Origin of the sequence: Streptomyces sp. NBC_00457 (genome assembly GCF_036014015.1) — a bacterium.
In the GTDB taxonomy this organism is placed as follows: Bacteria; Actinomycetota; Actinomycetes; order Streptomycetales; family Streptomycetaceae; genus Streptomyces.
The window spans coordinates 1,928,002-1,952,878 of record NZ_CP107905.1 but is presented as its reverse complement, the minus strand read 5'-3'; the positions used below and the strand labels follow the sequence as shown (position 1 = coordinate 1,952,878).

Genomic DNA, 24,877 nt, shown 5'->3' with positions numbered 1-24,877 from the left:
TGCGCGCATGACGCGACGACTTGCTGAGGTGGCGAAGAAGGTCGGGGTCAGCGAGGCCACGGTCAGCCGGGTGCTCAACGGCAAGCCCGGAGTCTCCGAAGGCACCCGGCAGGCGGTGCTGTCCGCCCTGGACGTCCTCGGCTACGAGCGGCCCACGCAGCTGCGCGGTGAACGTGCGCGGCTCGTGGGCCTCGTGCTGCCCGAGCTGCAGAACCCGATCTTCCCGGCGTTCGCCGAGGTGATCGGGGGAGCGCTCGCCCAGCTCGGCCTGACCCCGGTGCTGTGCACGCAGACCAAGGGCGGTGTCTCCGAGGCCGACTATGTGGCGCTGCTGCTGCAACAGCAGGTCTCCGGCGTCGTCTTCGCCGGCGGTCTGTACGCCCAGGCCGACGCGCCGCACGAGCACTACCGGCTGCTCGCCGACCGCAACATCCCGGTCGTCCTGGTCAACGCGGCGATCGAACACCTCGGTTTCCCCGGTGTCTCCTGCGATGACGCGGTCGCGGTGGAGCAGGCCTGGCGGCATCTGGCCTCCCTCGGCCATGAGCGCATCGGGCTGGTGCTCGGCCCCGGCGACCATGTGCCGTCGGCCCGCAAGCTGGCCGCCGCCCGAGCAGTGGGGGAGCTGCCGGACGAGTTCGTCGCCCGCGCCATCTTCTCGATCGAGGGCGGACACGCGGCTGCCTCCCGGCTGATCGACCGGGGCGTCACGGGCATCATCTGCGCCAGCGACCCGCTCGCCCTGGGGGCCGTGCGGGCCGCCCGCCGCAAGGGCCTCGGCGTCCCCTCGCAGATCTCCGTCGTCGGCTACGACGACTCCGCGTTCATGAACTGCACCGAGCCGCCGCTCACGACGGTGCGCCAGCCCATCGAGGCGATGGGGAGGGCAGCCGTCGAGCTGCTGAACGCGCAGGTCGGCGGGGCGGCCGTACCGGCTGAGGAGCTGTTGTTCGAGCCCGAGCTGGTGGTGCGGGGTTCGACCGGGCAAGCGCCCCGCGACTGAGGTCCACGGAGATTCACAGACTCGTTCAATAATTTCAGATTCTGCGCGACATCTTGCGGCTCGATGTCGGCGGTGCTTGAGTGTGCGGCGCCGACCGCTCCTGCCCAAAGGGGTCCACCGATGAGTAGCACCGGGTTCCGCCGTACGTTCGTCGCGCTCAGCGTCTGTTCCCTCGCCCTCACCGCCTGTGGGGGCGGCGGCGAGGACGACTCGGCGGGCGGCAAGACACGCATCACCGTCAACTGCATGCCGCCCAAGAGCGCCAAGGTCGACCGGCAGTTCTTCGAGCAGGACATCGCCTCCTTCGAGAAGGCCAACCCGGACATCGACGTCGTCGCGCACGACGCGTTCCCCTGCCAGGACCCGAAGACGTTCGACGCGAAGCTCGCCGGCGGGCAGATGGAGGACGTCTTCTACACGTACTTCACCGACGCCAAGCACGTGGTCGACATCAACCAGGCGGCCGATCTCACGCCGTACATCAAGGAGCTGAAGAGCTACGAGACCATCCAGCGGCAGCTGCGGGACATCTACACCGTCGACGGCCAGATCTACGGCATCCCGCGCACCGGCTACTCGATGGGCCTGATCTACAACAAGAAGCTCTTCCAGCGGGCGGGCCTCGACCCCGACCAGCCCCCGGCCACCTGGGACGAACTGCGCACCGCCGCCAAGAAGATCGCTGATCTCGGCAACGGCACCGTCGGATACGCCGACTACAGCGCCCAGAACCAGGGCGGCTGGCACTTCACCGCCGAGATGTACGCGCAGGGCGGCGACGTCGTCAGCGCCGACGGCAAGAAGGCGACGATCGACACACCCGAGGGCCGGGCCGTGCTGCAGAATCTGCACGACATGCGCTGGACCGACAACTCGATGGGCAGCAAGCAGCTCCTGGTCATCAACGACGTCCAGCAGATGATGGGTTCCGGGAAGCTCGGTATGTATCTCTCCGCGCCGGACAACATCCCGATCCTGGTCAAGGAGAAGGGCGGCAACTACGAGGACCTCGCCCTCGCGCCCATGCCCGGCGGCGAAGGCACGCTCATCGGCGGCGACGGCTACATGTTCAACAAGAAGGCGAGCCCCGAGCAGATCAGGGCGGGCCTGAAGTGGCTGGACCACATGTTCCTCACGCCCGGAGACGGCTTCCTCGGCGACTACGCCCGGGCCAAGAAGGCCGACGCCCCGGTGGGGCTGCCCGAGCCGCGGCTGTTCAGCGGCGCGGCCGACGCCAAGGACCAGGAGATCAAGAAGGACAACGCCAATGTGCCCGTCGAGAACTACCAGGCCTTCCTCGACGGCAACCAGAACCTCGACATGAAGATCGAGCCCCCGCACGCCCAGCAGATCTACTCCGTCCTCGACTCGGTCGTCTCCGCCGTCCTCACCAAGAAGGACGCCGACATCGACCAGCTCCTGGAGGACGCCTCCGGGAAGATCGACAGCATCCTGGCCCGGGGCTGACCGATGACCAAGACCACCGCGCGACCCGTCCAGGCGATCACGGTGCGCCCGGTGCAGGCGCCGCCTCCGGCAGGGGACCGGATGCGGCGCCGCCTCGCCGACCAGGCCCGCGCCTACGCCTTCCTCCTCGGCGGCCTCGTCTGCTTCGCCCTGTTCTCCTGGTATCCCGCGATCCGCGCGGTCGTGATCGCCTTCCAGAAGTACACGCCCGGCTCGGACCCCGAGTGGGTCGGCACCGCCAACTTCACCCGCGTCCTCGACGACCCGGAGTTCACGGCGGCCTGGCGCAACACGCTCACCTTCACCCTGCTCGCCCTGCTCATGGGCTTCGCGATCCCCTTCGTCCTGGCGCTCGTCCTCAACGAACTCCGGCACGCGAGAGCCTTCTTCAGAGTCGCGGTCTATCTGCCGGTGATGATCCCGCCGGTCGTCACCGCCCTGCTGTGGAAGTGGTTCTACGACCCCGGCACCGGCCTGGCCAACGAGGCGCTGCGCTTCCTGCATCTGCCCACGTCGAACTGGTCCAACGGCGCCGACACCGCACTGATCTCCCTGGTGATCGTCGCGACTTGGGCCAATATGGGCGGCACCGTCCTGATCTACCTGGCCGCCCTGCAATCCATTCCCGGCGAGCTGTACGAGGCGGCGGAACTGGACGGTGCGAGCCTCCTCCAGCGCATCCGGCATGTGACGATCCCGCAGACCAGGTTCGTCATCCTCATGCTGATGCTGCTTCAGATCATCGCGACGATGCAGGTGTTCACCGAACCGTTCGTGATCACGGGAGGCGGCCCGGAGAACGCCACGGTCACCGTGCTCTACCTGATCTACAAATACGCCTTCCTCTACAACGACTTCGGCGGCGCCTGCGCGCTCAGCGTGCTGCTGCTGGTGTTCCTCGGCCTCTTCTCCGCCGTCTATCTGCGGCTCACCCGCACCGAAGGGGAGGACGCCGCATGAGCACCCGGACCCTGGTCTCCCCGGCCGCGCTGGCCCGACCGCGCGGCAGGGCGACGTACTGGACGGTCTTCACCGCGATCGTGCTGCTCTTCGCGCTGGCCTTCCTCTTCCCGGTCTACTGGATGGTGACCGGCGCGATGAAGTCGCCGGACGAGGTGGCCCGGACCCCGCCCACGATCGTCCCGAAGGCGTGGCACCTCAGCGGCTACACCGACGCCTGGGACCTGATGCAGCTGCCGACCCACCTGTGGAACACGGTGGTCCAGGCGGCCGGCGCCTGGCTGTTCCAGCTGGTCCTGTGTACGGCCGCCGCCTACGCCCTCTCCAGGCTCCGGCCGGTCTTCGGCAAGGTGATCCTCGGCGGCATCCTCGCCACGCTCATGGTCCCGGCGCAGGCGCTGGTCGTACCGAAGTACCTGACGGTGGCCGATCTCGGCCTGCTCAACGACCCCCTCGCCATCTGGCTCCCGGCGGTCGCCAACGCCTTCAACCTGTACCTCCTCAAGCGGTTCTTCGACCAGATCCCGCGCGACGTACTGGAGGCCGCCGAGATCGACGGCGCCGGGAGGCTGCGCATCCTGTGGTCGATCGTGCTGCCGATGTCCCGGCCGGTGCTCGGAGTCGTGTCGATCTTCGCGCTGGTCGCGGTCTGGCAGGACTTCCTCTGGCCGCTGATGGTTTTCTCCGACACGGAAAAGCAGCCGATCAGCGTGGCACTCGTCCAGCTGTCGCAGAACATCCAGCTGACCGTGCTCATCGCCGCGATGGTGATCGCCAGTATCCCCATGGTCGCGATGTTCCTGGTCTTCCAGCGGCACATCATCGCCGGGATCAGCGCGGGCAGCACGAAGGGCTGACGCCGCCCTCACTGGCACCGCCCCTCTCCGACACCGAAAGGCAGGCACAGTGGGACAGCCCACCCATGCCCCCACGCGAACCGACTGGTGGCGCTCCGCCGTCATCTACCAGGTGTACGTCCGCAGCTTCGCGGACGGCGACGGCGACGGCACCGGCGACCTCGCGGGCGTCCGCACCCGGCTGCCGTACCTTGCCGAACTCGGCGTCGACGCCCTCTGGTTCAACCCGTGGTACCTCTCACCGATGAAGGACGGCGGCTACGACGTCGCCGACTACCGCGCCATCGACCCGGCGTTCGGCACGCTCGCCGAGGCGGAGAAGCTGATCGCGGAGGCGCGGGAGCTGGGCATCCGTACGATCGTCGACATCGTGCCGAACCATGTCTCGGACCAGCACCCGTGGTTCCGGGCGGCGCTCGCGGCCGGTCCCGGCAGCCCCGAGCGCGAGTTGTTCCACTTCCGTCCGGGGCGCGGCCCGCAGGGTGAACTCCCGCCCAACGACTGGCCGTCCCAGTTCGTCGGCTCGGCCGAGCCCGTCTGGACCCGCCTGGCCGACGGCGACTGGTATCTCCATCTGTTCACACCCGAACAGCCCGACCTCAACTGGGCCCACCCCGCCGTCCGCCGGGAGCACGAGGACATCCTGCGCTTCTGGTTCGAGCGTGGTGTCGCGGGCGTCCGTATCGACTCGGCCGCCCTGCTTGCCAAGGACCCGCAGCTGCCCGACTTCGTCACGGGCCGCGAACCGAACCCGTTCCTCGACCGCGACGAACTCCACGACATCTACCGCTCCTGGCGGGCCGTGGCCGACGAATACGACGGCATCTTCGTCGGCGAGGTCTGGCTCCCCGACCCCGAACGCTTCGCCCGCTACCTGCGCCCGGACGAACTGCACACCGCGTTCAACTTCTCGTTTCTGTCGTGTCCTTGGGACGCGCGCAGGTTGCGTACGTCGATCGACGACACGCTCGCCGAGCACGCCCCCGTCGGCGCCCCCGCCACCTGGGTCCTCTGCAACCACGACGTCACCCGCACGGTCACCCGCTACGGCCGCGAGGACACCGGCTTCGACTTCGCGACGAAGGCCTTCGGCACCCCGGCCGACCTCGCCCAGGGCACCCGGCGCGCACGGGCCGCCGCCCTGCTCTCGCTCGCCCTGCCCGGCGCCGTCTACGTCTACCAGGGCGAGGAACTCGGCCTGCCCGAGGCCGACATCCCCCTCGACCGCATCGAGGACCCGATGCACTTCCGCTCCGGCGGCACCGACCCGGGCCGCGACGGCTGCCGGGTGCCACTGCCGTGGGCCGCGGATGCGCCGTACGCCGGATTCGGCGGCGAGCCGTGGCTGCCGCAGCCCGCCGACTGGCCCTCATACGCCGCCGACCGCCAGGCCGCGGACCCGGGCTCGATGCTCCATCTCTATCGCGAGGCGATCCGCCGCAGGCCCGTCTTCGGCGACGGCCCCCTCACCTGGCTGCCCGCCCGCGAGGGTGTCCTCGCCTTCACCCGGGCCGAGGGCGTGCTGTGCGTGGTGAACCTCGCCGACCCGCCGTTCGACCTGCCCGAGTACACCGAACTCCTCGTCAGCAGTGCTCCGTTGGACAGCGAAGGGAGGCTTCCGAAGGACACCGCGGTCTGGCTGCGTGCCTGAGACCGCATCCCCCCACCCCGAAGGGACCAGCACATGCGCACCAACAGAACCAGAACTGTCAGGGCCATGCCAGCAACCATGGTCGTCGCCCTCGCTGCGGGCCTGCTCACCGCCACCGCCCCCACGGCCCACGCAGCAGCCGGCGCCACCCTGCCCTTCACCTCCGTCGAGGCCGAGTCCGCCGCCACCACCGGCACGAAGATCGGCCCCGACTACACCCAGGGCACGCTCGCCTCCGAAGCCTCCGGACGCCAGGCCGTACGCCTCGCCGCCGGGCAGCGCGTCGAGTTCACCGTGCCGCGCGCGGCCAACGCCGTGAACGTCGCCTACAGCGTTCCCGACGGTCAGTCGGGCTCGCTGAACGTCTACGTCAACGGCACGAAACTGGCGAAGACCATCGCCGTGACGTCCAAGTACTCGTACGTGGAGACGAGTTGGATCCCGGGTGCCAAGACCCACCACTTCTACGACAACGCCCGGCTGTTGCTCGGGCAGGACGTCCAGCCGGGGGACAAGGTCGCGTTGGAGCCGACGGGTACCCAAGTCACCGTCGACGTCGCCGACTTCGAGCAGGTCGCCACGCCCGCGACGCAGCCCGCCGGGTCGGTGTCCGTGACGTCCAAGGGCGCCGATCCCACCGGCCAGGGCGACTCCACGCAGGCCTTCCGGGACGCGATCTCCGCGGCTCAGGGCGGTGTCGTATGGATCCCGCCGGGCGAGTACAGGCTGACGTCCTCCCTCAACGGCGTCCAGAACGTGAGCCTCCAGGGCGCCGGCAGCTGGCACTCCGTCGTCCGCACCTCCCGCTTCATCGACCAGTCCAGCTCCTTGGGCAACGTCCACATCAAGGACTTCGCGGTCATCGGCGAGGTCACCGAACGCGTCGACTCCAACCCGGACAACTTCGTCAACGGGTCCCTGGGCGCCGGGAGTTCGGTCTCCGGCATGTGGCTGCAGCACCTCAAGGTCGGCCTCTGGCTGATGGGCAACAACGACAACCTGATCGTCGAGAACAACCGCTTCCTCGACATGACCGCCGACGGCCTCAACCTCAACGGCAACGCGCGCGGGGTCAAGGTCCGCAACAACTTCCTGCGCAACCAGGGCGACGACGCGCTCGCCATGTGGTCGCTGTACGCGCCCGACACCAACAGCAGCTTCGAGAACAACACCATCACGCAGCCGAACCTCGCCAACGGCATCGCGATCTACGGCGGCACCGACATCAGCGTCAAGAACAACCTGATCTCGGACACCAACGCCCTCGGCAGCGGCATCGCGATCTCCAACCAGAAGTTCCTCGACCCGTTCCACCCGCTCGCCGGCACGATCACCGTCGACGGCAACACACTCGTGCGAACCGGCGCGATGAACCCCAACTGGAACCATCCGATGGGCGCGCTGCGCGTCGACTCGTACGACAGCGCCATCGAGGCACAGGTACGGATCACCAACACGACGATCACGGACAGCCCGTACAGCGCCTTCGAGTTCGTCTCGGGCAGCGGTCGGGGTTACGACGCCAAGAACATCACCGTCGACGGGGCGACCGTACGCAACACAGGCACCGTCGTCGTCCAGGCCGAAGCCCCGGGCGCCGCCATCCTGCGCAACGTGACCGCCACCGGCGTCGGTGCCGCGGGAGTCTACAACTGCCCCTATCCTTCAGGCACGTTCACGCTCACCGACGGCGGCGGTAACTCCGGCTGGAGCAGCACCTGGTCGGACTGCTCGACCTGGCCCCAGCCCGGCCAGGGCAACCCGGACCCCGACCCGAACCGCAACCTGGCCAAGGGCCGCGCGGCGACGGCGACCGGCTCGCAGGACGTCTACACGCCGGGCAAGGCGGTCGACGGCGACGCGAACAGCTACTGGGAGTCCACCAACAACGCCTTCCCGCAGAGCCTTGACGTCGACCTCGGCGCCACCGAGTCCGTACGCCGGCTGGTGCTGAAGCTGCCGCCGTCCTCGGTGTGGGGTGCGCGCACCCAGACCATCACCGTCCTCGGCAGCACCGACGGCTCGAACTACTCGACGGTCGTCGGCTCCACCGGCTACCGCTTCGACCCGGCCACCGGAAACACGGCCACCGTGGCGCTGCCCGGCAGCACGAGCCTGCGCCATCTGCGGCTCACGGTCACCGCCAACACCGGGTGGCCCGCCGCCCAGTTCAGCGAGGTGGAGGCGTATCTGACTTCGTGACCGCGTCCTGCGGGACCCCGCGCTTCGCCGCCTGGATCTGCTCGTACACATGGGTGCGCAGCTCGGCGAAGCGCGGGGCGACTCGGGTGTGCAGCTGGTCGCGCTCGTCGGGCAGGTCGACCTTGAGCTGTTCCTGGATGACGGTGGGGGAGGAGGACAGGACGAGCACCCGCTCGCCCAGGTACACGGCCTCGTCGATGTCGTGGGTGACGAACAGGATCGTGATGCCGCGCTCCCGCCACAGCCCTCGTACGAGGTCCTCCAGATCGGCGCGCGTCTGTGCGTCCACCGCCGCGAACGGCTCGTCCATCAGCAGCACCCGTGGCTCGTACGCCAGCGCGCGGGCGATGGCGACCCGCTGCTGCATACCGCCCGACAGCTGCCACGGATAGGCGCCCGCCGCGTCCGCGAGCCCGACCGATCGCAGCGCGTCGGCCACCAGCTCCCGACGCCGTGCTTTGCTCAAGTCCTTCTGTTTCAGGGGGAGTTCGACGTTCTCGCCGACCCGCATCCAGGGAAACAGACTCCGCCCGTACTCCTGGAACACGAACGCCATCCCGGGCGGCGGCCCGGTCACCTTCCGTCCCTCCAGCAGCACTTCACCGGCCGTCGGTGCGAGCAGTCCGCCCATGCACTTCAGCAGGGTCGTCTTGCCGCAGCCCGACGGGCCGACGAGACAGACGAGTTCCCCGGCATCGACGGTGAAGGTGAGGTCGCGGACCGCCTCCACCCGGCGCCCCGACCCCTCGTAGACCTTCTTCAGGCCGGATACGGCAAGAAGCGCGTCCATGGACCGCCCTTTCGCGAGGTTCACGGCGACCGCCTGGTCGAGGCGCGCAGGCCGTGGTACCAGCCGAGCACCCGGCGCTCGACCAGCTGGAAGACGACGGAGAGGAGGAAGCCGAGCAGACCGAGCAGGAGGATGCCGGTCCACATGTCGGGGATGGCGAAGCCGCGCTGGAACTGGACGATGGTGAAGCCGAGGCCGTTGCTGGCCGCGAACATCTCGCTGATGACCATGAGGATGATGCCGATGGACAGCGCCTGGCGCAGCCCCGCGAAGATCTGCGGGCTCGCCGAGCGGAGAACGACGTTCCGCAGCCGCGCGGTGCCCGTGATGCCGTAACTGCGCGCCGTCTCCGCCATCACCGAGTCGACCGCGCGCACGCCCTCGACCGTGTTGAGCAGGATCGGCCACACGCAGCCGCTGGCGATCACCGTGACCTTCATGGTGTCGCCGATGCCCGCGAACAGCATGATGACCGGCACGAGAACCGGCGGCGGCACCGCCCGCAGGAACTCCAGGACCGGTTCGCAGACCGCTCTCACGCGTCGGTAGGAGCCGATGACCGTGCCGAGCGTCACGCCGACGACCGCCGCGAGCGCGTAGCCGCCGGTCAGCCGCAGCACGCTGGGCAGGACGTCGTCCTGGAGCCGGTCTGCGGTCCAGACGTCGGGGAAGGTCTTCAGGATCGTCCGCAGCGGCGGCCAGTACACGTCCGTACTGCTGTCGGACGCCACCCACCAGCCCGCCACCAGCACCGCGGGCAGCGCGAGCACGAAGAACACCCGCAGCAGCAGCCGCTTCACACCATCACCTCCCCGCGCACCGACTGGTGCCAGGCCAGCGCCCGCCGCTCCACCGACCGCGCACCCACGTTGATCAGCAGCCCCAGCAGCCCGGTGACCACGACCAGCGCGTACATGTCGGGCACGGCCTGCGAGGTCTGCGCCACGGCGATCCGCGCGCCCAGCCCCGGTGCGCCGATGACGAGTTCGGCGGTCACCGCGAGGATCAGCGCGACGGCCGCGGCCAGGCGCACCCCGGTCATGACATACGGCAGCGCGGTCGGCCACAGCACATGCCGGATCCGCGCCCAGGTGCCCAGGCCGTACGACCGTGCCGTCTCGTCGGCGACCGGGTCCAGGTCCTGGACGCCGTAGAGGGTCTGGATCAGCACCTGCCAGAAGGAGGCGTACACGACCAGGAGCAGCACCGAGCGCAGTTCGGTGCCGTAGAGGAGGACGGCGAGGGGGATCAGGGCGACCGAGGGGATCGGGCGGAGGAACTCGATCGTGGAGGCCGTTGCCTCCCGCAGATACGGGACCACCGAGATGACCACGCCGACGACGATCCCCGCGCAGGCCGCGATCACCAGGCCCAGCGCCCAGCCGGTGAGGGTGTCGCCGAGCGCCGACCAGAAGGCGCCGTCGCCGAGTTCGTCGCCGAGCGCGTCGGCGATCCGGCTGGTCGGCGGGAAGTAGTCGTCCTTGACCAGGCCGAGCCGCGGTACCGCCTCACCCAGGGCGAGGAAGGCCGCGAGCCCGGCCGCACCGAGTGCGGCGTTCACGCCCCTCACGGCAGCAGCGCGTCCAGATCCGGCGTCTTCTTGAAGAGGCCGTCCTCCTCGCCCAGCTTCATCAGGGCTTCGATGGAGGCGCGGTTGGCCTCGGCCGGCCACTTGGGCAGGGTCACCTGCTTCAGCACGTCCGGCGGGATCTTCGTGTACGTCGTGATGATCGCGCGGGCCTCGTCGGGGTGGGAGTCGGCGTAGGCCAGGGACTGGGCGGTGGCCTCCCGGAACTTCTTCACCACGTCCGGGTTCTGCTGCTCGTACTGCTGCGACGTGAAGTACAGGGCGACGGTGAGGTCCGGGGCGATCTCGACCAGGGGAGAGGCGATCTCCACGCCACCCTGGCTCCTGATCGTGGCGGTCGCCGGTTCGACCACGCACGCGGCGTCGATCTGTCCCTTGTCGAGGGCTGCGGGCATCTGGTCGAAGGCGAGCTCGACTAGTTGCACCTTGTCGGGGTCGCCGCCCGCCGCGCGCACCGACTGGCGCACCACGGTCTCGTTGATGTTCTTCAGCGTGTTGATGGCGACCTTCTTGCCCTCCAACTGCTTCGGCGAAGTGATCGAACTGCCCTTCTTCACCATCAGGCCGTTGAAGTCCTTGCCCTTCACGCCGGTCGAGGCGATGCCGTTCACCACGGCCTTGATGGGCACGTTGTTGGACTGGGCGACCATCAGCGAGGTCACATTCGAGAAGCCGAACTGAAACTGGCCGCTGACCACACCCGGCACGATCGCGGCGCCGCCCTGTGCGGGCGTCAGCTCCAGTTTCAGGCCGCGTTCACTGAAGAACCCCTTCTTCTGGCCCAGATAGAGGGGTGCGACATCGACAATCGGGATGATCCCCACCTTGACCGTGGTGGTGCCGCCGGACGAGGAGCCCGCATCCGACGCGTCACCGTCGTCGGACGAGCCGCACCCCGTCGCGGCGGCCAGAACGGGTAGGGCCGTGAGGCCGAGGAACAGACGACGACGCATGACTCCCCCTGTGGGACCGGTCCTGGTGCTCCGAGAGGTTGTGCGCAGACTGTACGGGTGTGCTGTGTGGGAACGTAAAGCCCGTCCCGAGGCACGGTCAATGCCCGTGTCATCACAGGTCGTTGACAGGGCGAGATGTGCGCTCTTAGCGTGCGCACAGCGCACGTTCATGCGTCCGCCCGGAGGCCACGATGCCCGCTGCACCCCGCGCACCGCACTTCGTCCGGTCCTTCGAGCGGGGTCTCGCCGTGATCCGCGCCTTCGACGCCGAGCATCCGGCTCTCACACTCAGCGATGTGGCCCGTGCCTGCGGACTGACCCGCGCGGCCGCCCGCCGCTTCCTGCTCACCCTCGCCGATCTCGGTTACGTCCAGACCGACGGCCGGCGCTTCCGCCTCACCCCGCGCGTGCTGGAGCTCGGCTACTCCTACCTCTCCAGCTTCACCCTGCCGCAGATCGCCGAACCGCATCTGGAGCAACTCGTCGCGCAGGTACGGGAGTCGTCCTCGCTGTGCGTCCTCGACGGCGACGACATCGTGTACGTCGCCAGGGTCCCCACCAGCCGCATCATGACCGCGTCCATCACGGTCGGCACCCGCTTCCCGGCGCACGTCACCTCCGTGGGCCGGGTCATCCTCGCCCATCTGCCGGACGAGGAGATCGAGACCCGCCTCGCCCGCGCCGACCTGCGCCCCCTCACCGCCCGCACCGTCGTCACGGCGGACGGCCTGCGCGCGGAACTGCGCCGGGTACGGCGTCAGGGGCACGCCCTCGTCGACCAGGAGCTGGAGGAGGGGCTGCGATCGGTGGCCGCCCCGGTGCGTGACCGGGACGGCGAGGTGGTGGCCGGCGTGAACATCGCCGTGCACGCCGGCCGCAACTCCGTCGAGTCCGTACGCCGCGATCTGCTGCCCCACCTGCTGGCGACGGTCGCCCGGATCGAGGCGGACGTACGGATCACAGGTCCAGCACGAGCCGCTTCCCCCGGCACCGGGACACACAGATGAGCATGGTCTCCCCGGCCTCGCGCTCCTCGTCCGTGAGGACCGAGTCGCGGTGGTCCGGGGTGCCCTCGACGACGTCGGTCTCGCAGGTGCCGCAGGTGCCCTCGGTGCAGGAGAAGAGCACCTCGACACCCGCGGCACGCACGGTGTCGAGCACGGAGGCGTCCGCCGGGACGGTGAGAGTACGCCCGCTCTGCTGCAGGACGACCTCGAACTCCTCGTCGTCTCCGGTCCGTTGCTGCTCCTTCGGGCTGAATCGCTCGACGTGCAGTACTCCGGCCGGGCAGCGCTCCTCGACCGCGTCCAGCAGCGGCCCGGGACCGCAGCAGTAGACGAGGGTGCCTTCGGGGAGGTCGTCGAGTACCGAGGAGAGGTCGAGCAGACCGGCCTCGTCCTGGGGAGCGACGGTGACGCGGTCGCCGTACCGCCGCAATTCCTCGGTGAACGCCATGGATTGGCGGGTCCGTCCGCCGTAGAGCAGCGTCCACTCGGCGCCCGCGGCGTCCGCCGCCGCCAGCATCGGCAGGATCGGCGTGATGCCGATGCCGCCCGCGATGAAGCGGTAGCGGGGGGTCGGGGCCAGGGCGAAGTGGTTGCGGGGCCCGCGCACCCGCACCTTGTCGCCCGGCCCCAACTGCCCGTGCACGTACGCCGATCCGCCCCGCCCGTCCGGCTCCCGCAGCACCGCGATGCGCCATACCGAGCGGTCCGCCGGATCCCCGCACAGCGAGTACTGCCGCTCCAGCTCCGGACCCAGGACGACGTCGATGTGCGCCCCCGGCTCCCAAGCCGGGAGCTCCTCGCCCAGGGGATGGCGCAGGGTGAGGGCGAGCACGCCGTCGGCCGCGGACTCCGTGCGGTCGACGACGAGTTCGGCTTCGTACACGGTCATGAGTCGCTTCCTCGCGGCTGGTGTCCTTCGGGGTGGTGACCTTCTGGGTGGCCCAGCATCCACTCCCACATCTCGATCGGGTCCTGGGCGGTGTGCTCGGCGCCGCAGTGACAGGTGCCGTGCAGGAGGTCGGTGCCCGGCAGCCAGTCGATGCGGTAGATCTCGCCTGTGGGGCTCGTCACTGGACCTTCTCCATCGGCTTGTCGCCCTCCTCCACCAGCCGGGCGAGGATACGGCGGGCGGCCAGGCCGCCGGTGTCGATGTTGATGCTCAGCTCCTGGTACCCCGTCCGCTCGGTCCCGAGCGTCTTCTGGAGCAGGTTGAGGGCGTCGACGTCCTGCATGACGACGGTGTGGTTGTTGCCGCGCAGGAACTCGGTGACCTCCTCGTCGTCCGTCGCCCAGTCCCGGGAGACCATCCAGAAGTCGTACACCTTGCCGTCCGAGGACGGCGTGATGGCGTACGTGATCTCGGTGTGGAAGCCGTTCGGGTCGCTGCCGTCGGCCTCCGGCACCACGCCGACCGGGGCGATCCGGCTGTGCAGCAGATAGAGGCAGGGGGCGTGGTACTCGATGTCCTGCCAGCGGGTGATGCGGCCCTTGATGCCGGTGGACTTGGCGTAGAACGGCGGGCACTCGGCGTCGTCCATGTGCCGGCTGACGCGTACGATCCCCGCGCCCTCGTCGACCTCGGTGGTGATGGGCGTCTCGGCGACCTCGGGGGTGCCGATGTAGCCGCCGTGCAGATATGTCTCGTGGGAGAGGTCGAGGAGGTTGTCGACGAGCAGTCCGTAGTCCGCGTCGATGGGCTCCATGCCGCGGACGGTGGTCCAGCCGGGGGAGTCGAGGTGCCGGGCGCGCGGGATGGTCTGCGGGTCCGCGTGCGCCGGGTCGCCGATCCACACCCAGATCAGCGAGTCCTGCTCGACCACCGGGTAGGAGGCGACGCGGGCCGTGCGCGGGATGCGTTTCTGCCCCGGCACGTACACGCACGCGCCCGTCGTGTCGTACGTGAAGCCGTGGTAGCCGCAGACGATCCGGTCGCCGTCGAGACCGCTCTCCGACAGCGGGTACCTGCGGTGCACACACCGGTCGTGCAGGGCGACGGGCGTCCCGTCGCCCTCGGTGCGGTAGAACACGAGCGGCTCACCGAGGATGCTCCGGCCGAGCAACTCACGCCCGACCTCGTGGCTGTAGGCGGCGACGTACCACTGGTTCCTGGCGAAGGCGGTCGTGTGCGGCATCTTTGCTGCTCCCGTCTCTGATGGGTGGTGGCATCGTCGACGAGAGCGTCCCAGGGTCGCAATGCCCCTTCCGTCTCGCGGAAGGTTTTGAATAAAGCGCCTGGTCAGAGCAGCGATACGGATGCAGGAACAGAACCGATGTCGGTCGAGTCGCAGTCTCGATGAGCGGCCGTGCTGATGGGCTGCGTCATCATCGTGGTGTTCAAGAATTGCGTTCATGTGACCGCTCTTAGTGTTCTGTGGCGACTTTGATGCCACAAACTGTCTGTACATGAGCAGAAATTGCATCGTCGCAGATCAACCATGTTCGTCGGCTCGGGAGAGGGCTTCGGGGGCGAATCCGGGTCGAATCGGGGGACAGGAATCGCGAGGAGGCTGCTGGATTGACGTGCGTGGGGACGCGGCCGTCGACCGGCTGTTCGTCTCCCGGTGACACCGATGAGACGCCAGCTCTCGCTTGCGGAAACGGGGCCGCTGTCTGAGGGTGACTCGGCCCACGAGTGGCCCGAGGTGGAAGCGGGCCGTGTGGTTCTGGATGGCCGCCTTGCCCTTCCCGGTCCGGCACGGCGGGTGAGGAGCAGCGCAGAGTAGCCGCGCCCCCTTTGCCTGCTCACCCTGGTGTCCCCCTTTGATCGGCGTCACGGGCAGAATGGGCTCGTGCCGCCTCTCACTCAGACCCGTTTCCGGCTGCCTCGTGGTGCTTGTGCTGACGCCATGCTGGCTGTGGGGACGTTCGTGTTGCTGGCGATCGCCGAGGGGCAGCGGCCGAGCAGTGGTGAGGGCCCGATGCCCTCGCTGATCGTGTCCTGGCTGCTGATCGTCACGGTGTGCGGCGCGCTGATGTTCCGGCGCCGATGCCCGGCGACGGTGGGCTGGTTCACGGCGCTGGCCACCGGGCTCTACTACGTACTCAGTACCGTCGACGGGCCGTTGGTCTTGGTCCCGATCGTGGCGCTGTACGCCATCGCAGCCCAGGGCCGGATGCGGTTGGCCGTCGCCATTGCGTCGGCGATGGTGATCGGTGTCGGCGTGGGCGCCATCATGACCCACAGCGATGTCACGGGTACGGCGGTGTTCATGCTCACCGGCTGGCTGGTTGCCGTCGTGGCCCTCGGCAGTGTGCGGCACGGTCGGGTGGCGTACGCCGAGGAGGAGGCGCGGCTGCGGGCTATCGAGGAACGGCTGCGCATTGCCCGCGAGTTGCACGATGTGATCGGGCACAACATTTCGATGATCAACGTGCAGTCGGGCGCTGCCCTGCACCGGTTGAAGAAGGACCCCGCACAGGCTGAGGCGGCGCTGAGCGCCATCAAGGCGGGTAGTCGGGAGACCTTGCAGGAGCTGCGGGCCACCCTCGACGTGCTTCGCCGGGTCGACGAGGATGCGCCCAGGGCACCCGCGCCGGGTCTGGCCCGGGCGGACGCACTGGTGGCCTCGGCGAAGCTCGCAGGGCTCGCGGTGCGGATCGAACGCACCGGGGCTGAGCGCGCGTTGCCCGCCCAAGTCGACCTGGCCGCGTATCGGATCGTGCAAGAGTCGTTGACCAATGCGGTCCGGCACAGCGGCGCCGGACAGGTCACGATCCGGATCGCCTACGGGGACCGGGAGCTGATGGTGGCCGTCGAGGATGACGGTCAGGGTGCGGCAGCCCGCCCGGCCAGGGCGGGCGGCGGCAGTGGCATTGCCGGAATGACGGAGCGTGCGCGGGCGTTGGGGGGCGAGCTGGCCGCGGGCCCACGGCCGGAAGGCGGATTCGCGGTGCGGGCCCGGCTACCGTACGAGATCACAGGAGAGCCGACGGAGCGGAGTAGCCGATGATCAGGGTCCTGCTGGTGGATGACCACTGGCTGGTGAGGGCCGGGTTCCGGTCGGTCCTGGAGGACGAGGACGACATCGAGGTGGTGGGGGAGGCCGCCGACGGGCAAGCCGCGGTCTCGGCCTGTCGCGAGCTGAAGCCGGACGTGGTGTTGATGGACATCCGGATGCCGGGGATGGACGGTCTGGAAGCTTCTCAGGTGATCACGGAGGACGAGCAGCTGGCGGCGGTGAAGGTGGTCATCCTGACGACCTTCGATCTGGACGACTACGTGTACGGGGCGCTGCGCGCGGGGGCGACCGGCTTCCTGGTGAAGGACACCGAGCCGGAGGAACTGCTGCACGCGGTGCGGGTCGCCGCCCGCGGCGACGCCCTGATCAGCCCGTCGGTCACCCGGCGGCTCATCGCCGAGTTCGCGGGCCGGGTCAAGGGCCCACAGCCGGACCCTCGGCTCGATGTGCTCACGGACCGGGAGCGCGAGGTCATGCAGCTGGTGGCCGCGGGGCTCACGAACGACGAGATCGCCGAGCGGCTGGTGCTGCAACCTTCGACGGCGAAGACGCACGTCAGCCGCATCCTGATGAAGCTGGGCGCACGGGACAGGTCACAGGTCGTGGTGCTGGCGTACGAGTCGGGAATGGTCAGCCCCGGCTGGCTGGAGGACTAGCCAGGCCCGGCCCTCACCTGGCTGGTCGCGGGCCCGCAGGCGTCGTAATGCCCCGGGGTACCGCTTACTACATCCGCTGAGGTATGCCCTGTGTCATCCCGAGACTGACGATTTCAACCGCGTCGCGCGTGCACCATCAACGGCATGAATGCACCCCTCCTCGGACAGGCCACAGCGGCCGGCTGCATGCCGGCGGCCCCGGGGTGGTCGGACGTCACTACGGCCCCCACCCGGGGCGCACCCGCCCCCGTACAGGTGCACCTGCGCCGGACGAGCGCGGTCGTACACCCTGCGGCAGTGCGGGTGATTCGCTGACTCGGCATGCCTGCTGCCCCGCGCGGCGCCTGAACCTGTACCTGTCTGATCACCTCGCCCGCCCGGAGGTAGCACGCATGTTCCGTCGCTTGCACGCGGTGCGCGCCTCCATGGACCGCCTGACAGACAGGGGCGAGAGCGCGTCCATCCGCACGCCTCCCACCCGTACTGTCATCTTGGCCATGGTGGCGGCGACCGCCGTGGTGGTCGCCGTGGGCCTGCTGACCGCGAACCCAGTGTTCCTCCTCGGCCTGCTCGTGTTTCTGCCGGCGTTCGCCGCGGCACTGTGCAACCCACGCCAGACGGCGCTGGTCTCCGCCTGGGTGAGCGCCGTAGTTCTTGTACCCGTGGTGCTTCAGCCCGGGGGAGAACTGATCGATGATGCGGTCCTTGCGCTGCTCGTCGTCGCTTTCGACGCGATGGCCGTCTATGGCTCCCGGGTGCGGATCACGCGGGAAGAGGAGCTGGTGCGACTGCGGTCCTCCGCGGCCGCAATGCAACGGCAAATCCTGCGGCCGTTGCCCGTGCTCACCGACGACGTTCTGGTAGATGGCGTGTACGAGCCGGTGCAGCAGGACGAACTCGTCGGCGGCGACATTTACGAGGTCGCCGCCACTCCCTGGGGCACCCGGGTGCTGATCGGCGACGTTCAGGGGAAGGGGCTCGCCGCCATCGGTGCGGCCATGGCCGTCGTCGGCGCCTTCCGCGAGGCCGCGCATCGCGAGGCGACGCTGACCGCGCTCGTCGACGCCCTCGAGACAGCGGTCGTCCGCCACAACGACAACAGCGGACAACGCGGTGAGCCGGAGCGATTCGTCAGCGCTCTGGTCGTCGGGGTGGACAAGGGCGCCGAGGCTCAGATCGTCGTCTGCGGTCACCCCCCGCCCTATGTGCTGCACGATGAAGCCGTCACCACTGTGGCCACACAGCAGGAGCACGTGCCGCTAGGCCTGGGAGCCCTGGTTGACGAGCCACGCATGGTCAGCTGGTTCGCCTTCCCGGCCGGGTCCACGCTGTTGCTGTGCACCGACGGCCTGACCGAGGCCCGCGCGCTTGGAGGCGGTTTCTATCCGCTGGAGGCGCGCCTCGGCGGCCGCACCGACATCACTGCCAGCCGACTCACCCGCTCTCTCGTCGCCGACATGCGCGACTTCACCGCCGGCACACAGCAGGACGACGTCGCGGTCCTTGCAGTACGCCGCTCCCCGCATCAGCCACCGGAGCTGCATTCTGACGGCGTTCTTCCGGTAGACGCCCTGCGATGACGCGCTGGCCGCGCGCTGCAACAGCGGGCGCCCAGCGACTCCGGCCAGCGCCACCGGCGGACTGCCCCCACATGGCCGTGCGGAGCTCAGAGCTGGCGAGCCTGTTTTAGCCGAAGTTCCTGGACGCCTCGACCATCCGGGCGTGTCACGCCCAGGACAGCGGGTGAGACGACGCCGGACCAGCCAGTGATCACCCCTCGCCAATCCGGGCTGGTGAACCTGGCCTGACTCGATTGACCGTCCGCCCGTGGGCGCCGTCGTACTTCAGGGGTACCGCGTCGAATACATCTGCTGGGGTACGCCTGGTGTCGTCCCGGGACTGACGATTTGGGCCTGGTCGCGCATGCACGATCAACGGCATGAACGCACCTCGCTCTTCCGGACGGGTCACGACCGCGATCGTCGGCGCTCTCGTAGGAGCAGCCGCCGGAATTCTGCTGGTCTCGGCTGCCGGGGCCCTGGCCTTGGAGATCGACGGCCTGTTCGCCGGCCTGGCGATCGGCGTGCCTGCCCTGTGCGGCGCCGTGGTGGGCGCGTTCCTCATGCCCGGCAACTCACGCTCGAATCCGAGGTAGTCACGATGTCTCCCAACCGCGGCGCACCCGCGCCCCTTGCCCCGCCTCCACCAGGCCGAGAAGGCCGGCGAGCCAAAGCGCGCGTCGGCCGGTTCGGCGCCATGGCCGACTGGGCCCAGCGTCACCGCTGGGCCGCCCTGCTGCTCTGGGTGGCCGTCCTGGCCGCCGTCACCTTGGGCTCGACGGCCGCCGGCGCCGCATACAAGAACAACTTCGCACTGCCGGGCACCGACTCGCAGACGGCCACCGACCTGTTCACGAAGCACGGTTCGAGCCAGGCCGGGGACAGCGTCGAGATCGTCCTCAAGGACACCCAGGGCATCGACCAGCCCAAGGCCGCCGTCGAGAAGATGCTGGCCGAGGTCGAGCAGTTGCCGGGCGTCGCCGAGGTGCGCAGCCCCTACGCCGACGCCGCTGCCGTGTCCAAGGACGGCACGATCGGCTACGCCACCGTCACGCTCGACGGCAAGACCGAGGCCGTGCCGAAGGCGCAGGTCGCCAAGATCATCGAAACCGCCCAGGACATCGAGTCAGGCAGTCTCCAGGTCGAGCTCGGTGGCGAGGCCGTGCGCGGTGCCGAGGAGAAGGAAGCCCCGATCGCAGAAATGGCCGGCATCGTGGCCGCTGTGATCATCCTCGGGCTGCTCTTCGGCTCCCTGGTGGCGGCCGCCGTGCCGCTGGTCACTGCCCTCTTCGCGGTCGGCTCGGCCCTCGGGCTGATCATCTTCGCCTCGCACGTCTTCACCATCGCCGACTTCACGCCGCCCATCACGATGCTCGTCGGGCTCGGCGTCGGCATCGACTACGCCCTGCTGATCTTCTACCGCTACCGGCAGGAACTCACCGACGGCGCCGAGCCGGCCCAAGCCACCCGTAAGGCCCTGGACGCCGCAGGACGTACGGTGTTCTTCGCCGGCTGCACGGTGATCATTGCCCTGCTGGGGCTGGTCGCGCTCGGTCTCGGCTCGCTGCAGGGGGTGGCCCTTTCCCTGGCGCTGACCGTGCTGACCACCATGGCCGCCTCGCTGGTCCTGCTGCCCGCACTCCTTGCGATCCTCGGCAAGCGCATCCAGCGCCATGTGCTCAAGCACGCGGCCAAGACCGAGGCCAAGGGCAAGGCCGAAGGACGCCGCTGGCGGGCCCTGGCCTCGGCGGTACAGCGTCGGCCGTTGCCGGCTCTGGTGGCCGCCACCATCGCCCTGCTGGCACTGTCCGCACCGGCTCTGGGCATGCGGCTCGGCTTCGCCGACGCGGGCAACGATCCGAAGACCATGACGTCCCGGCAGGCGTACGACCTGCTCACGGAGGGCTTCGGCCCGGGCTTCAACGGTCCGCTGATCGTCCTTGCGCAAGGAGACGCGGCAGCAGGCAAGACCGTGTCGGCCGCACTGGCCAAGACCGAGGGTGTGGCGGCGGCCAGCCCCGCGGTGCCCTCCGAGGATGGCGCCCTGTCCACCGTGTTCGTCTATCCGACGACGAAACCGCAGGACAAGGGCACTGCCGACCTGGTGCACCACCTGCGCGAGGACGTGGCCCCGAAACTCGAGCAGGACACCGGCGCCAATGTCCTGGTGGGCGGTGCCGTCGCAGGCTCCCAGGACTTCTCGGAGACCGTCGCCAAGCGGATGCCGATCTTCATCGCCGTCGTGGTCGGGCTGTCGTCCCTGCTCCTGATGATGGTCTTCCGGTCGATCCTGATTCCCCTCAAGGCAGCGTTGCTGAACCTGATCTCGATCGCCGCCGCGCTCGGCGCCATGACCCTGGTGTTCCAGCACGGTTTGTTCGGGGTGCAGCCGGGCCCGATCGAAGCCTTCCTTCCCGTGCTGATCTTCGCGATCGTGTTCGGGCTCTCCATGGACTACGAGGTGTTCCTCGTCGGGCGAATGCACGAGGAGTGGGAACGTACGAAGGACCATTCCCTCGCGGTACGGGAAGGACTGGCCTCCACCGGCAAGGTGATCACGGCGGCAGGCGCCATCATGATCGTGGTGTTCGGCGCCTTCATGCTGAGCGCCGACCGGATGCTCCAGCAGTTCGGCCTGGGGCTCGCGGTGGCGATCTTGATGGACGCGCTGGTGATCCGCTGCCTGATGGTCCCGGCCCTCATGCAGATGATGGGCAAGTGGGCCTGGTGGCTGCCCGCCCCGCTCGCCCGGTGGCTGCCCAAGGTGACGCTCGAAGCCCCTGCGGACAGCCCACCAGCGGCCAAGGGGACCCCCGCTGCGTGATCGGCAGATTGCCATGATCGCCGCTACACGTTGATCAGGCTGCGCCACGTCCACGCGCTGGGCCCGGGCCGAAACCCGTCCGAGCCCAGCGCGTGCACGGCAGATGTGCACAGCCGGACCCGGGCGCCGTGCGCCCCAACGACACGGACATCGCGGCAGCAAGAGCGGCCTGCCGCAGGCGAGTTCCCCGCTGTCGCGCTTGTGCGCGATCACTTGCCCTGCGGGGCCGTGCCCCGCACCAAGGGTCCATCTCAGGAGGACGGTCGCACATGGCCATCACCAGCCGGCACATCACTGCCGTCGCCAACTTCTTCGACGCCCGGTTGCTCCGCGACAGCGGCGGCCACGCACGCCACGATGCAGCCGCGCCCGGCGCGTCCTTCATGCAAGTCGCATCAACCGGCTCGCCCACGCCACATCGCGGCACAGGTGTGGTGCGGCCGATGAACGCAAGACACGTTTCCCGCGCTCTTGCGGCCACCAGCCAGGCGGGGGTGGCCGCTTGCCTGGTCGGAGCCACTGCCCTGCATGTGGGGTGGGCCCACAAATTCGACGCGGTCCGGCAGACGGTGAGCGATTACGCGCTCGACGATGATGCCAACCAGGTTTTTACCGCCACGGCGGCCTGCCTGTCGGTGGGATCGATGTCGCTCCTTGCCTCGGCGGTGCATTCCCGTTTCCCGGTGGGGGGAGCTCCGACGGTGCTGCTGGGCACCTGGTGCGCTGGTCTTGCACTGTGCGCAGCCTTCAGGACCGACCCGGTCGACAGCCCGACCACGGTCGGCGGCCTGGTGCACAACTGGGCCTGTGCCGCCGCAGTCACAGCACTGCCAGCCGGCGGGCTGCTCATCGCTCGGCGGATCGGTCGCCTCCCCGCCTTGAAGGCAAGGGCCCGCTCGCTGCGGCTGATGTCCTGGGCCAGCACCGCGGCCGGTGCATCGTTCCTGGCCACGTATCTGTGCGCCCGGGCCCCGGCCAACCCGGCTGCCCGCTGGATGGCCGGCCGGCAAGGTCTTGCCGAGCGGGTGACCCTCGCCCTGGAGCTGGGCGTGCTGTGCACCCTCGCCGACGCGGTACGAGCCGGCCAGGCACGCACGTGACCTGGTTCGCGATCACACTGGCGGTGCTGAACTCCTGGCTCTTCGCCGAGGGGACGCGGCTGCAGCACAGCACGTGCGCAGCGCCGCTGCCGCTGACCTCCGCGTGCCGTGAACCCCGCTGGCTCGCCGGCCTCGCTCTGATCGCCACAGGGGCAGGGCTCCAGGTCGCCGCGCTGCAGCTGGCGCCGGTGACGGTGGTACAGCCGGCTGGGGTGCTGGGGCTCGCGGGGAGCGTTGCCTGGCAGCTCAGGAGGCGGGGCACGTGGCCGGGCCGACCCACCGCTGGCGCCCTGGTGGCGATCGTCGTCGGGGCCGGCGCCTTCGCTGTGCTCGCCGCCACGCACACCGTGCCCACCCCGATCACCACCGTCGCGCAGGTCCAGGCCGGGGTGGGGGTCGCTGCCGTAGCGCTCACCTGCCATCTGGCCGCACGGGTGCTCGGCGGGCGGCGCCGGTGTCTGGTGCTGAGCGTGGGCGCGGGCGCCGCCTACGGCTACGCGTCAGTCCTGGGCCGGGCCGCAATCGAGCACTACAGCGAGAAGGGCCTGTCCCCCGGCCTGCTCGGCACGCTCGCCGGTGCCGTCGCGGCGGTCCTCACCGGGTTCGGGCTGCTGCAGCGTGCCTATGCCGACGGGCCGCCGGAAACCACCACGGCGAGCGTCACCATCACCGATCCGTTGGTCGCCGTCGTGATCGGTGTCGCACTGCTGGGGGAGGCCCCCGCGCTGACGGCGTCCGTCGCCGGGTCGGCACTGGCCTGCGCCGCCCTGGCGGTGGCCGGTGTGATCGCCCTCTCCCGGGACCTGCACGCCGCTGTGTTCACCCCTTACGCCCCTCCCGCGCCAGTTGCCCACCCCCTTGCTCAGGAGCCCCGCATGTCCTTTCCTCCCCGACGACGCATCGTCATCGCCGCGGATACCTACCCACCGGACGTGAACGGCGCCGCGAACTTCGCCCACCGCCTGGCTGCCGGTCTGGCCGGCCGGGGCCATGATGTCCATGCCATCTGCCCCGCGCCGCATGCCGGTGCCCGGGAGGTCACGGCCGATGGTGTGACCGTGCACCGGCTTGTCTCGCACCGCACTCCGTTCCATCCCACCATCCGGGTCTGTCTGCCCTGGCAGATCCGCACACGGGTCACCGAGCTGCTGAACCAGCTGGCGCCCGACGTAGTCCATGCGCAGTCGCACTTCTGCGTGGGCCGTACCGCGATCTCCGCTGCCCGCGCCCAGGGCATCCCGGTCGTGGCCACCAACCACTTCATGCCGGAGAATCTGATCGGCTTCACCCGCCTGCGCGGCAGGCTCGCCGCGTCTGCGTGCGCATGGGCCTGGCGTGATCTGTCGCGTGTCTTCCGCCACGCGCAGATCGTCACCGCTCCCACTCCCCGCGCCGCGCGCCTGCTGGCGGAGCGCGAGCTGGGCCGCACTGTGCTGGCGGTGTCGTGCGGTCTGGATCTCGCCCGGTTCGCCCAGCCCGCCAGACCCAAGTCCGATAGCACCCTGCGGGTGCTGTTCGTGGGGCGGCTGGATGCGGAGAAGAATGTGCACGAGCTGTTGCGCGCCGTGGCACTGCTTCCCGCCCATCACAGGGTCCAGGCTGAGATCGTCGGCGACGGCTCCTGCCGCGCCGAGCTGCAGAACCTGGCCCGCACGCTGTGCATCGCCGACCGGGTCACCTTTCACGGGCTGATCAGCGACCAGGAGGTGCTGGAGGCATACGCCCGCTGTGATGTGTTTTGTATGCCAGGCACGGCCGAGCTGCAGAGCCTGGTCACCATGGAGGCCATGGCCGCCGGCAAGCCGGTGGTCGCCGCCGCTGCTATGGCGCTGCCCCATCTGGTGCATCACGGGCATAACGGCTGTCTCTATCCTCCCGGTGATATCGCGGCCCTGACCGCAGCTCTCGCCTCTGTCCTGGACGATGCCGAGGAGCGAGTGCGGATGGGCGAGGCAAGCCGGACCCTCATCGCCGAGCACGACATCACCCATACTCTGACGGCTTTCGAGGGTCTCTATGAGCAGGCGGCTCGAGTCCTGCGCGGCCTTCCCACGCCCCGCCTCCCCGCCACCGCTCACCCTGACTGGCATGGATACGCAGCGAATTCTGATCGTTGGCGATGAACCAAGGAGGGCTGGTACTGCCGCCGCTCTTCGTCGTGGCCAGCACCCTCGGGGAAGTTCACCCGACGGTCGTTCTCCTGCCGGCGGTGGCCCACTGGTACCTCAGTACAAGTGGGCCCTCGAAGAGTGGCCCGGGGTCCCAGTGATTCGGCCTTTCCCGCCCGTAGCGTCGAAAGCA

Annotated in this window: 21 protein-coding genes; 14 read left to right on the top strand and 7 right to left on the bottom strand. The window is 69.2% G+C overall.

Going from position 1 to position 24,877, the window contains the following annotated elements:
- Window positions 1–7 precede the first annotated feature (7 nt).
- The 6 genes from OG828_RS09075 (at window position 8) to OG828_RS09050 (ending at window position 8,140) form a co-directional block, all read left to right on the top strand.
- The gene (locus OG828_RS09075; RefSeq protein ID WP_328352290.1) at window positions 8–1,003 is read left to right on the top strand and encodes a LacI family DNA-binding transcriptional regulator; all 996 of its coding nucleotides are present in this window, start codon (window positions 8–10) and stop codon (window positions 1,001–1,003) included.
- A 120-nt stretch (window positions 1,004–1,123) separates the two neighbouring features.
- Window positions 1,124–2,470: an ABC transporter substrate-binding protein gene (locus OG828_RS09070; RefSeq protein WP_328500746.1), complete on the top strand. Its 1,347-nt coding sequence runs from the start codon at window positions 1,124–1,126 to the stop codon at window positions 2,468–2,470.
- Window positions 2,471–2,473: 3 nt separating this feature from the next.
- A complete protein-coding gene (locus OG828_RS09065; RefSeq protein WP_328437425.1) occupies window positions 2,474–3,430 on the top strand; it encodes a carbohydrate ABC transporter permease in 957 nt (318 codons plus the stop codon).
- Entirely contained in the window at window positions 3,427–4,287 is an 861-nt protein-coding gene (locus OG828_RS09060; RefSeq protein ID WP_328352282.1) for a carbohydrate ABC transporter permease, read from the top strand. Before OG828_RS09065 ends, OG828_RS09060 begins: the two co-directional genes overlap by 4 nt.
- A 49-nt stretch (window positions 4,288–4,336) precedes the next feature.
- On the top strand, window positions 4,337–5,938 hold the full coding sequence (locus OG828_RS09055; protein ID WP_328500745.1) for a glycoside hydrolase family 13 protein: 1,602 nt from the start codon (window positions 4,337–4,339) through the stop codon (window positions 5,936–5,938).
- Between the two features lie 66 nt (window positions 5,939–6,004).
- Complete coding sequence (locus OG828_RS09050; protein ID WP_328500744.1) at window positions 6,005–8,140, top strand: discoidin domain-containing protein; 2,136 nt, start codon at window positions 6,005–6,007, stop codon at window positions 8,138–8,140.
- On the opposite strand, the gene OG828_RS09045 is transcribed toward OG828_RS09050, so the two are convergent.
- The 4 genes from OG828_RS09045 to OG828_RS09030 are packed head-to-tail and all read right to left on the bottom strand — an operon-like array spanning window position 8,109 to window position 11,471.
- A complete protein-coding gene (locus OG828_RS09045; protein WP_328352273.1) occupies window positions 8,109–8,930 on the bottom strand; it encodes an ABC transporter ATP-binding protein in 822 nt (273 codons plus the stop codon). The two genes, OG828_RS09050 and OG828_RS09045, sit on opposite strands and share 32 nt — an antisense overlap.
- Window positions 8,931–8,950: 20 nt before the next feature.
- Window positions 8,951–9,730: an ABC transporter permease gene (locus OG828_RS09040; protein WP_328437422.1), complete on the bottom strand. Its 780-nt coding sequence runs from the start codon at window positions 9,728–9,730 to the stop codon at window positions 8,951–8,953.
- Window positions 9,727–10,500, bottom strand: a complete 774-nt coding sequence (locus OG828_RS09035) for an ABC transporter permease (protein WP_328352267.1) — start codon at window positions 10,498–10,500, stop codon at window positions 9,727–9,729. The genes OG828_RS09040 and OG828_RS09035 overlap by 4 nt, the downstream gene beginning before the upstream one ends.
- A complete protein-coding gene (locus tag OG828_RS09030) occupies window positions 10,497–11,471 on the bottom strand; it encodes an ABC transporter substrate-binding protein (RefSeq protein ID WP_328352264.1) in 975 nt (324 codons plus the stop codon). The genes OG828_RS09035 and OG828_RS09030 overlap by 4 nt, the downstream gene beginning before the upstream one ends.
- A 191-nt stretch (window positions 11,472–11,662) precedes the next feature.
- Between OG828_RS09030 and OG828_RS09025 the strand changes: the two genes are divergently transcribed.
- The gene (locus OG828_RS09025; protein ID WP_328352261.1) at window positions 11,663–12,478 is read left to right on the top strand and encodes an IclR family transcriptional regulator domain-containing protein; all 816 of its coding nucleotides are present in this window, start codon (window positions 11,663–11,665) and stop codon (window positions 12,476–12,478) included.
- Here the strand turns inward: OG828_RS09025 and OG828_RS09020 are convergent.
- From OG828_RS09020 to OG828_RS09010, 3 genes are read right to left on the bottom strand one after another with little or no spacing between them, the layout of a single operon-like run.
- On the bottom strand, window positions 12,429–13,367 hold the full coding sequence (locus OG828_RS09020) for a PDR/VanB family oxidoreductase (protein ID WP_328500743.1): 939 nt from the start codon (window positions 13,365–13,367) through the stop codon (window positions 12,429–12,431). The genes OG828_RS09025 and OG828_RS09020 overlap by 50 nt on opposite strands.
- Window positions 13,364–13,549, bottom strand: a complete 186-nt coding sequence (locus OG828_RS09015) for a hypothetical protein (RefSeq protein ID WP_328500742.1) — start codon at window positions 13,547–13,549, stop codon at window positions 13,364–13,366. Before OG828_RS09015 ends, OG828_RS09020 begins: the two co-directional genes overlap by 4 nt.
- Window positions 13,546–14,610 (bottom strand): aromatic ring-hydroxylating dioxygenase subunit alpha, encoded by a 1,065-nt coding sequence (locus tag OG828_RS09010; protein WP_328352252.1) that lies wholly within the window; start codon window positions 14,608–14,610, stop codon window positions 13,546–13,548. Before OG828_RS09010 ends, OG828_RS09015 begins: the two co-directional genes overlap by 4 nt.
- A 657-nt stretch (window positions 14,611–15,267) precedes the next feature.
- Here OG828_RS09010 and OG828_RS09005 point away from each other — a divergent pair.
- From OG828_RS09005 to OG828_RS08975, 7 genes are all read left to right on the top strand, one after another.
- A complete protein-coding gene (locus OG828_RS09005) occupies window positions 15,268–16,428 on the top strand; it encodes a sensor histidine kinase (protein WP_328437420.1) in 1,161 nt (386 codons plus the stop codon).
- Window positions 16,425–17,093, top strand: a complete 669-nt coding sequence (locus tag OG828_RS09000; RefSeq protein WP_328352246.1) for a response regulator transcription factor — start codon at window positions 16,425–16,427, stop codon at window positions 17,091–17,093. Before OG828_RS09005 ends, OG828_RS09000 begins: the two co-directional genes overlap by 4 nt.
- A 392-nt stretch (window positions 17,094–17,485) precedes the next feature.
- Window positions 17,486–18,673, top strand: a complete 1,188-nt coding sequence (locus OG828_RS08995) for a PP2C family protein-serine/threonine phosphatase (RefSeq protein WP_328500741.1) — start codon at window positions 17,486–17,488, stop codon at window positions 18,671–18,673.
- Between the two features lie 359 nt (window positions 18,674–19,032).
- Window positions 19,033–19,248, top strand: a complete 216-nt coding sequence (locus OG828_RS08990; protein WP_328352238.1) for a hypothetical protein — start codon at window positions 19,033–19,035, stop codon at window positions 19,246–19,248.
- Window positions 19,249–19,253: 5 nt separating this feature from the next.
- Complete coding sequence (locus OG828_RS08985) at window positions 19,254–21,476, top strand: MMPL family transporter (protein WP_443062378.1); 2,223 nt, start codon at window positions 19,254–19,256, stop codon at window positions 21,474–21,476.
- Between the two features lie 269 nt (window positions 21,477–21,745).
- The gene (locus tag OG828_RS08980) at window positions 21,746–22,576 is read left to right on the top strand and encodes a DUF998 domain-containing protein (RefSeq protein ID WP_328500739.1); all 831 of its coding nucleotides are present in this window, start codon (window positions 21,746–21,748) and stop codon (window positions 22,574–22,576) included.
- Window positions 22,573–24,699, top strand: coding sequence for a glycosyltransferase (locus OG828_RS08975; protein ID WP_328500738.1), 2,127 nt, complete (start codon window positions 22,573–22,575; stop codon window positions 24,697–24,699). Before OG828_RS08980 ends, OG828_RS08975 begins: the two co-directional genes overlap by 4 nt.
- Window positions 24,700–24,877: the final 178 nt, after the last annotated feature.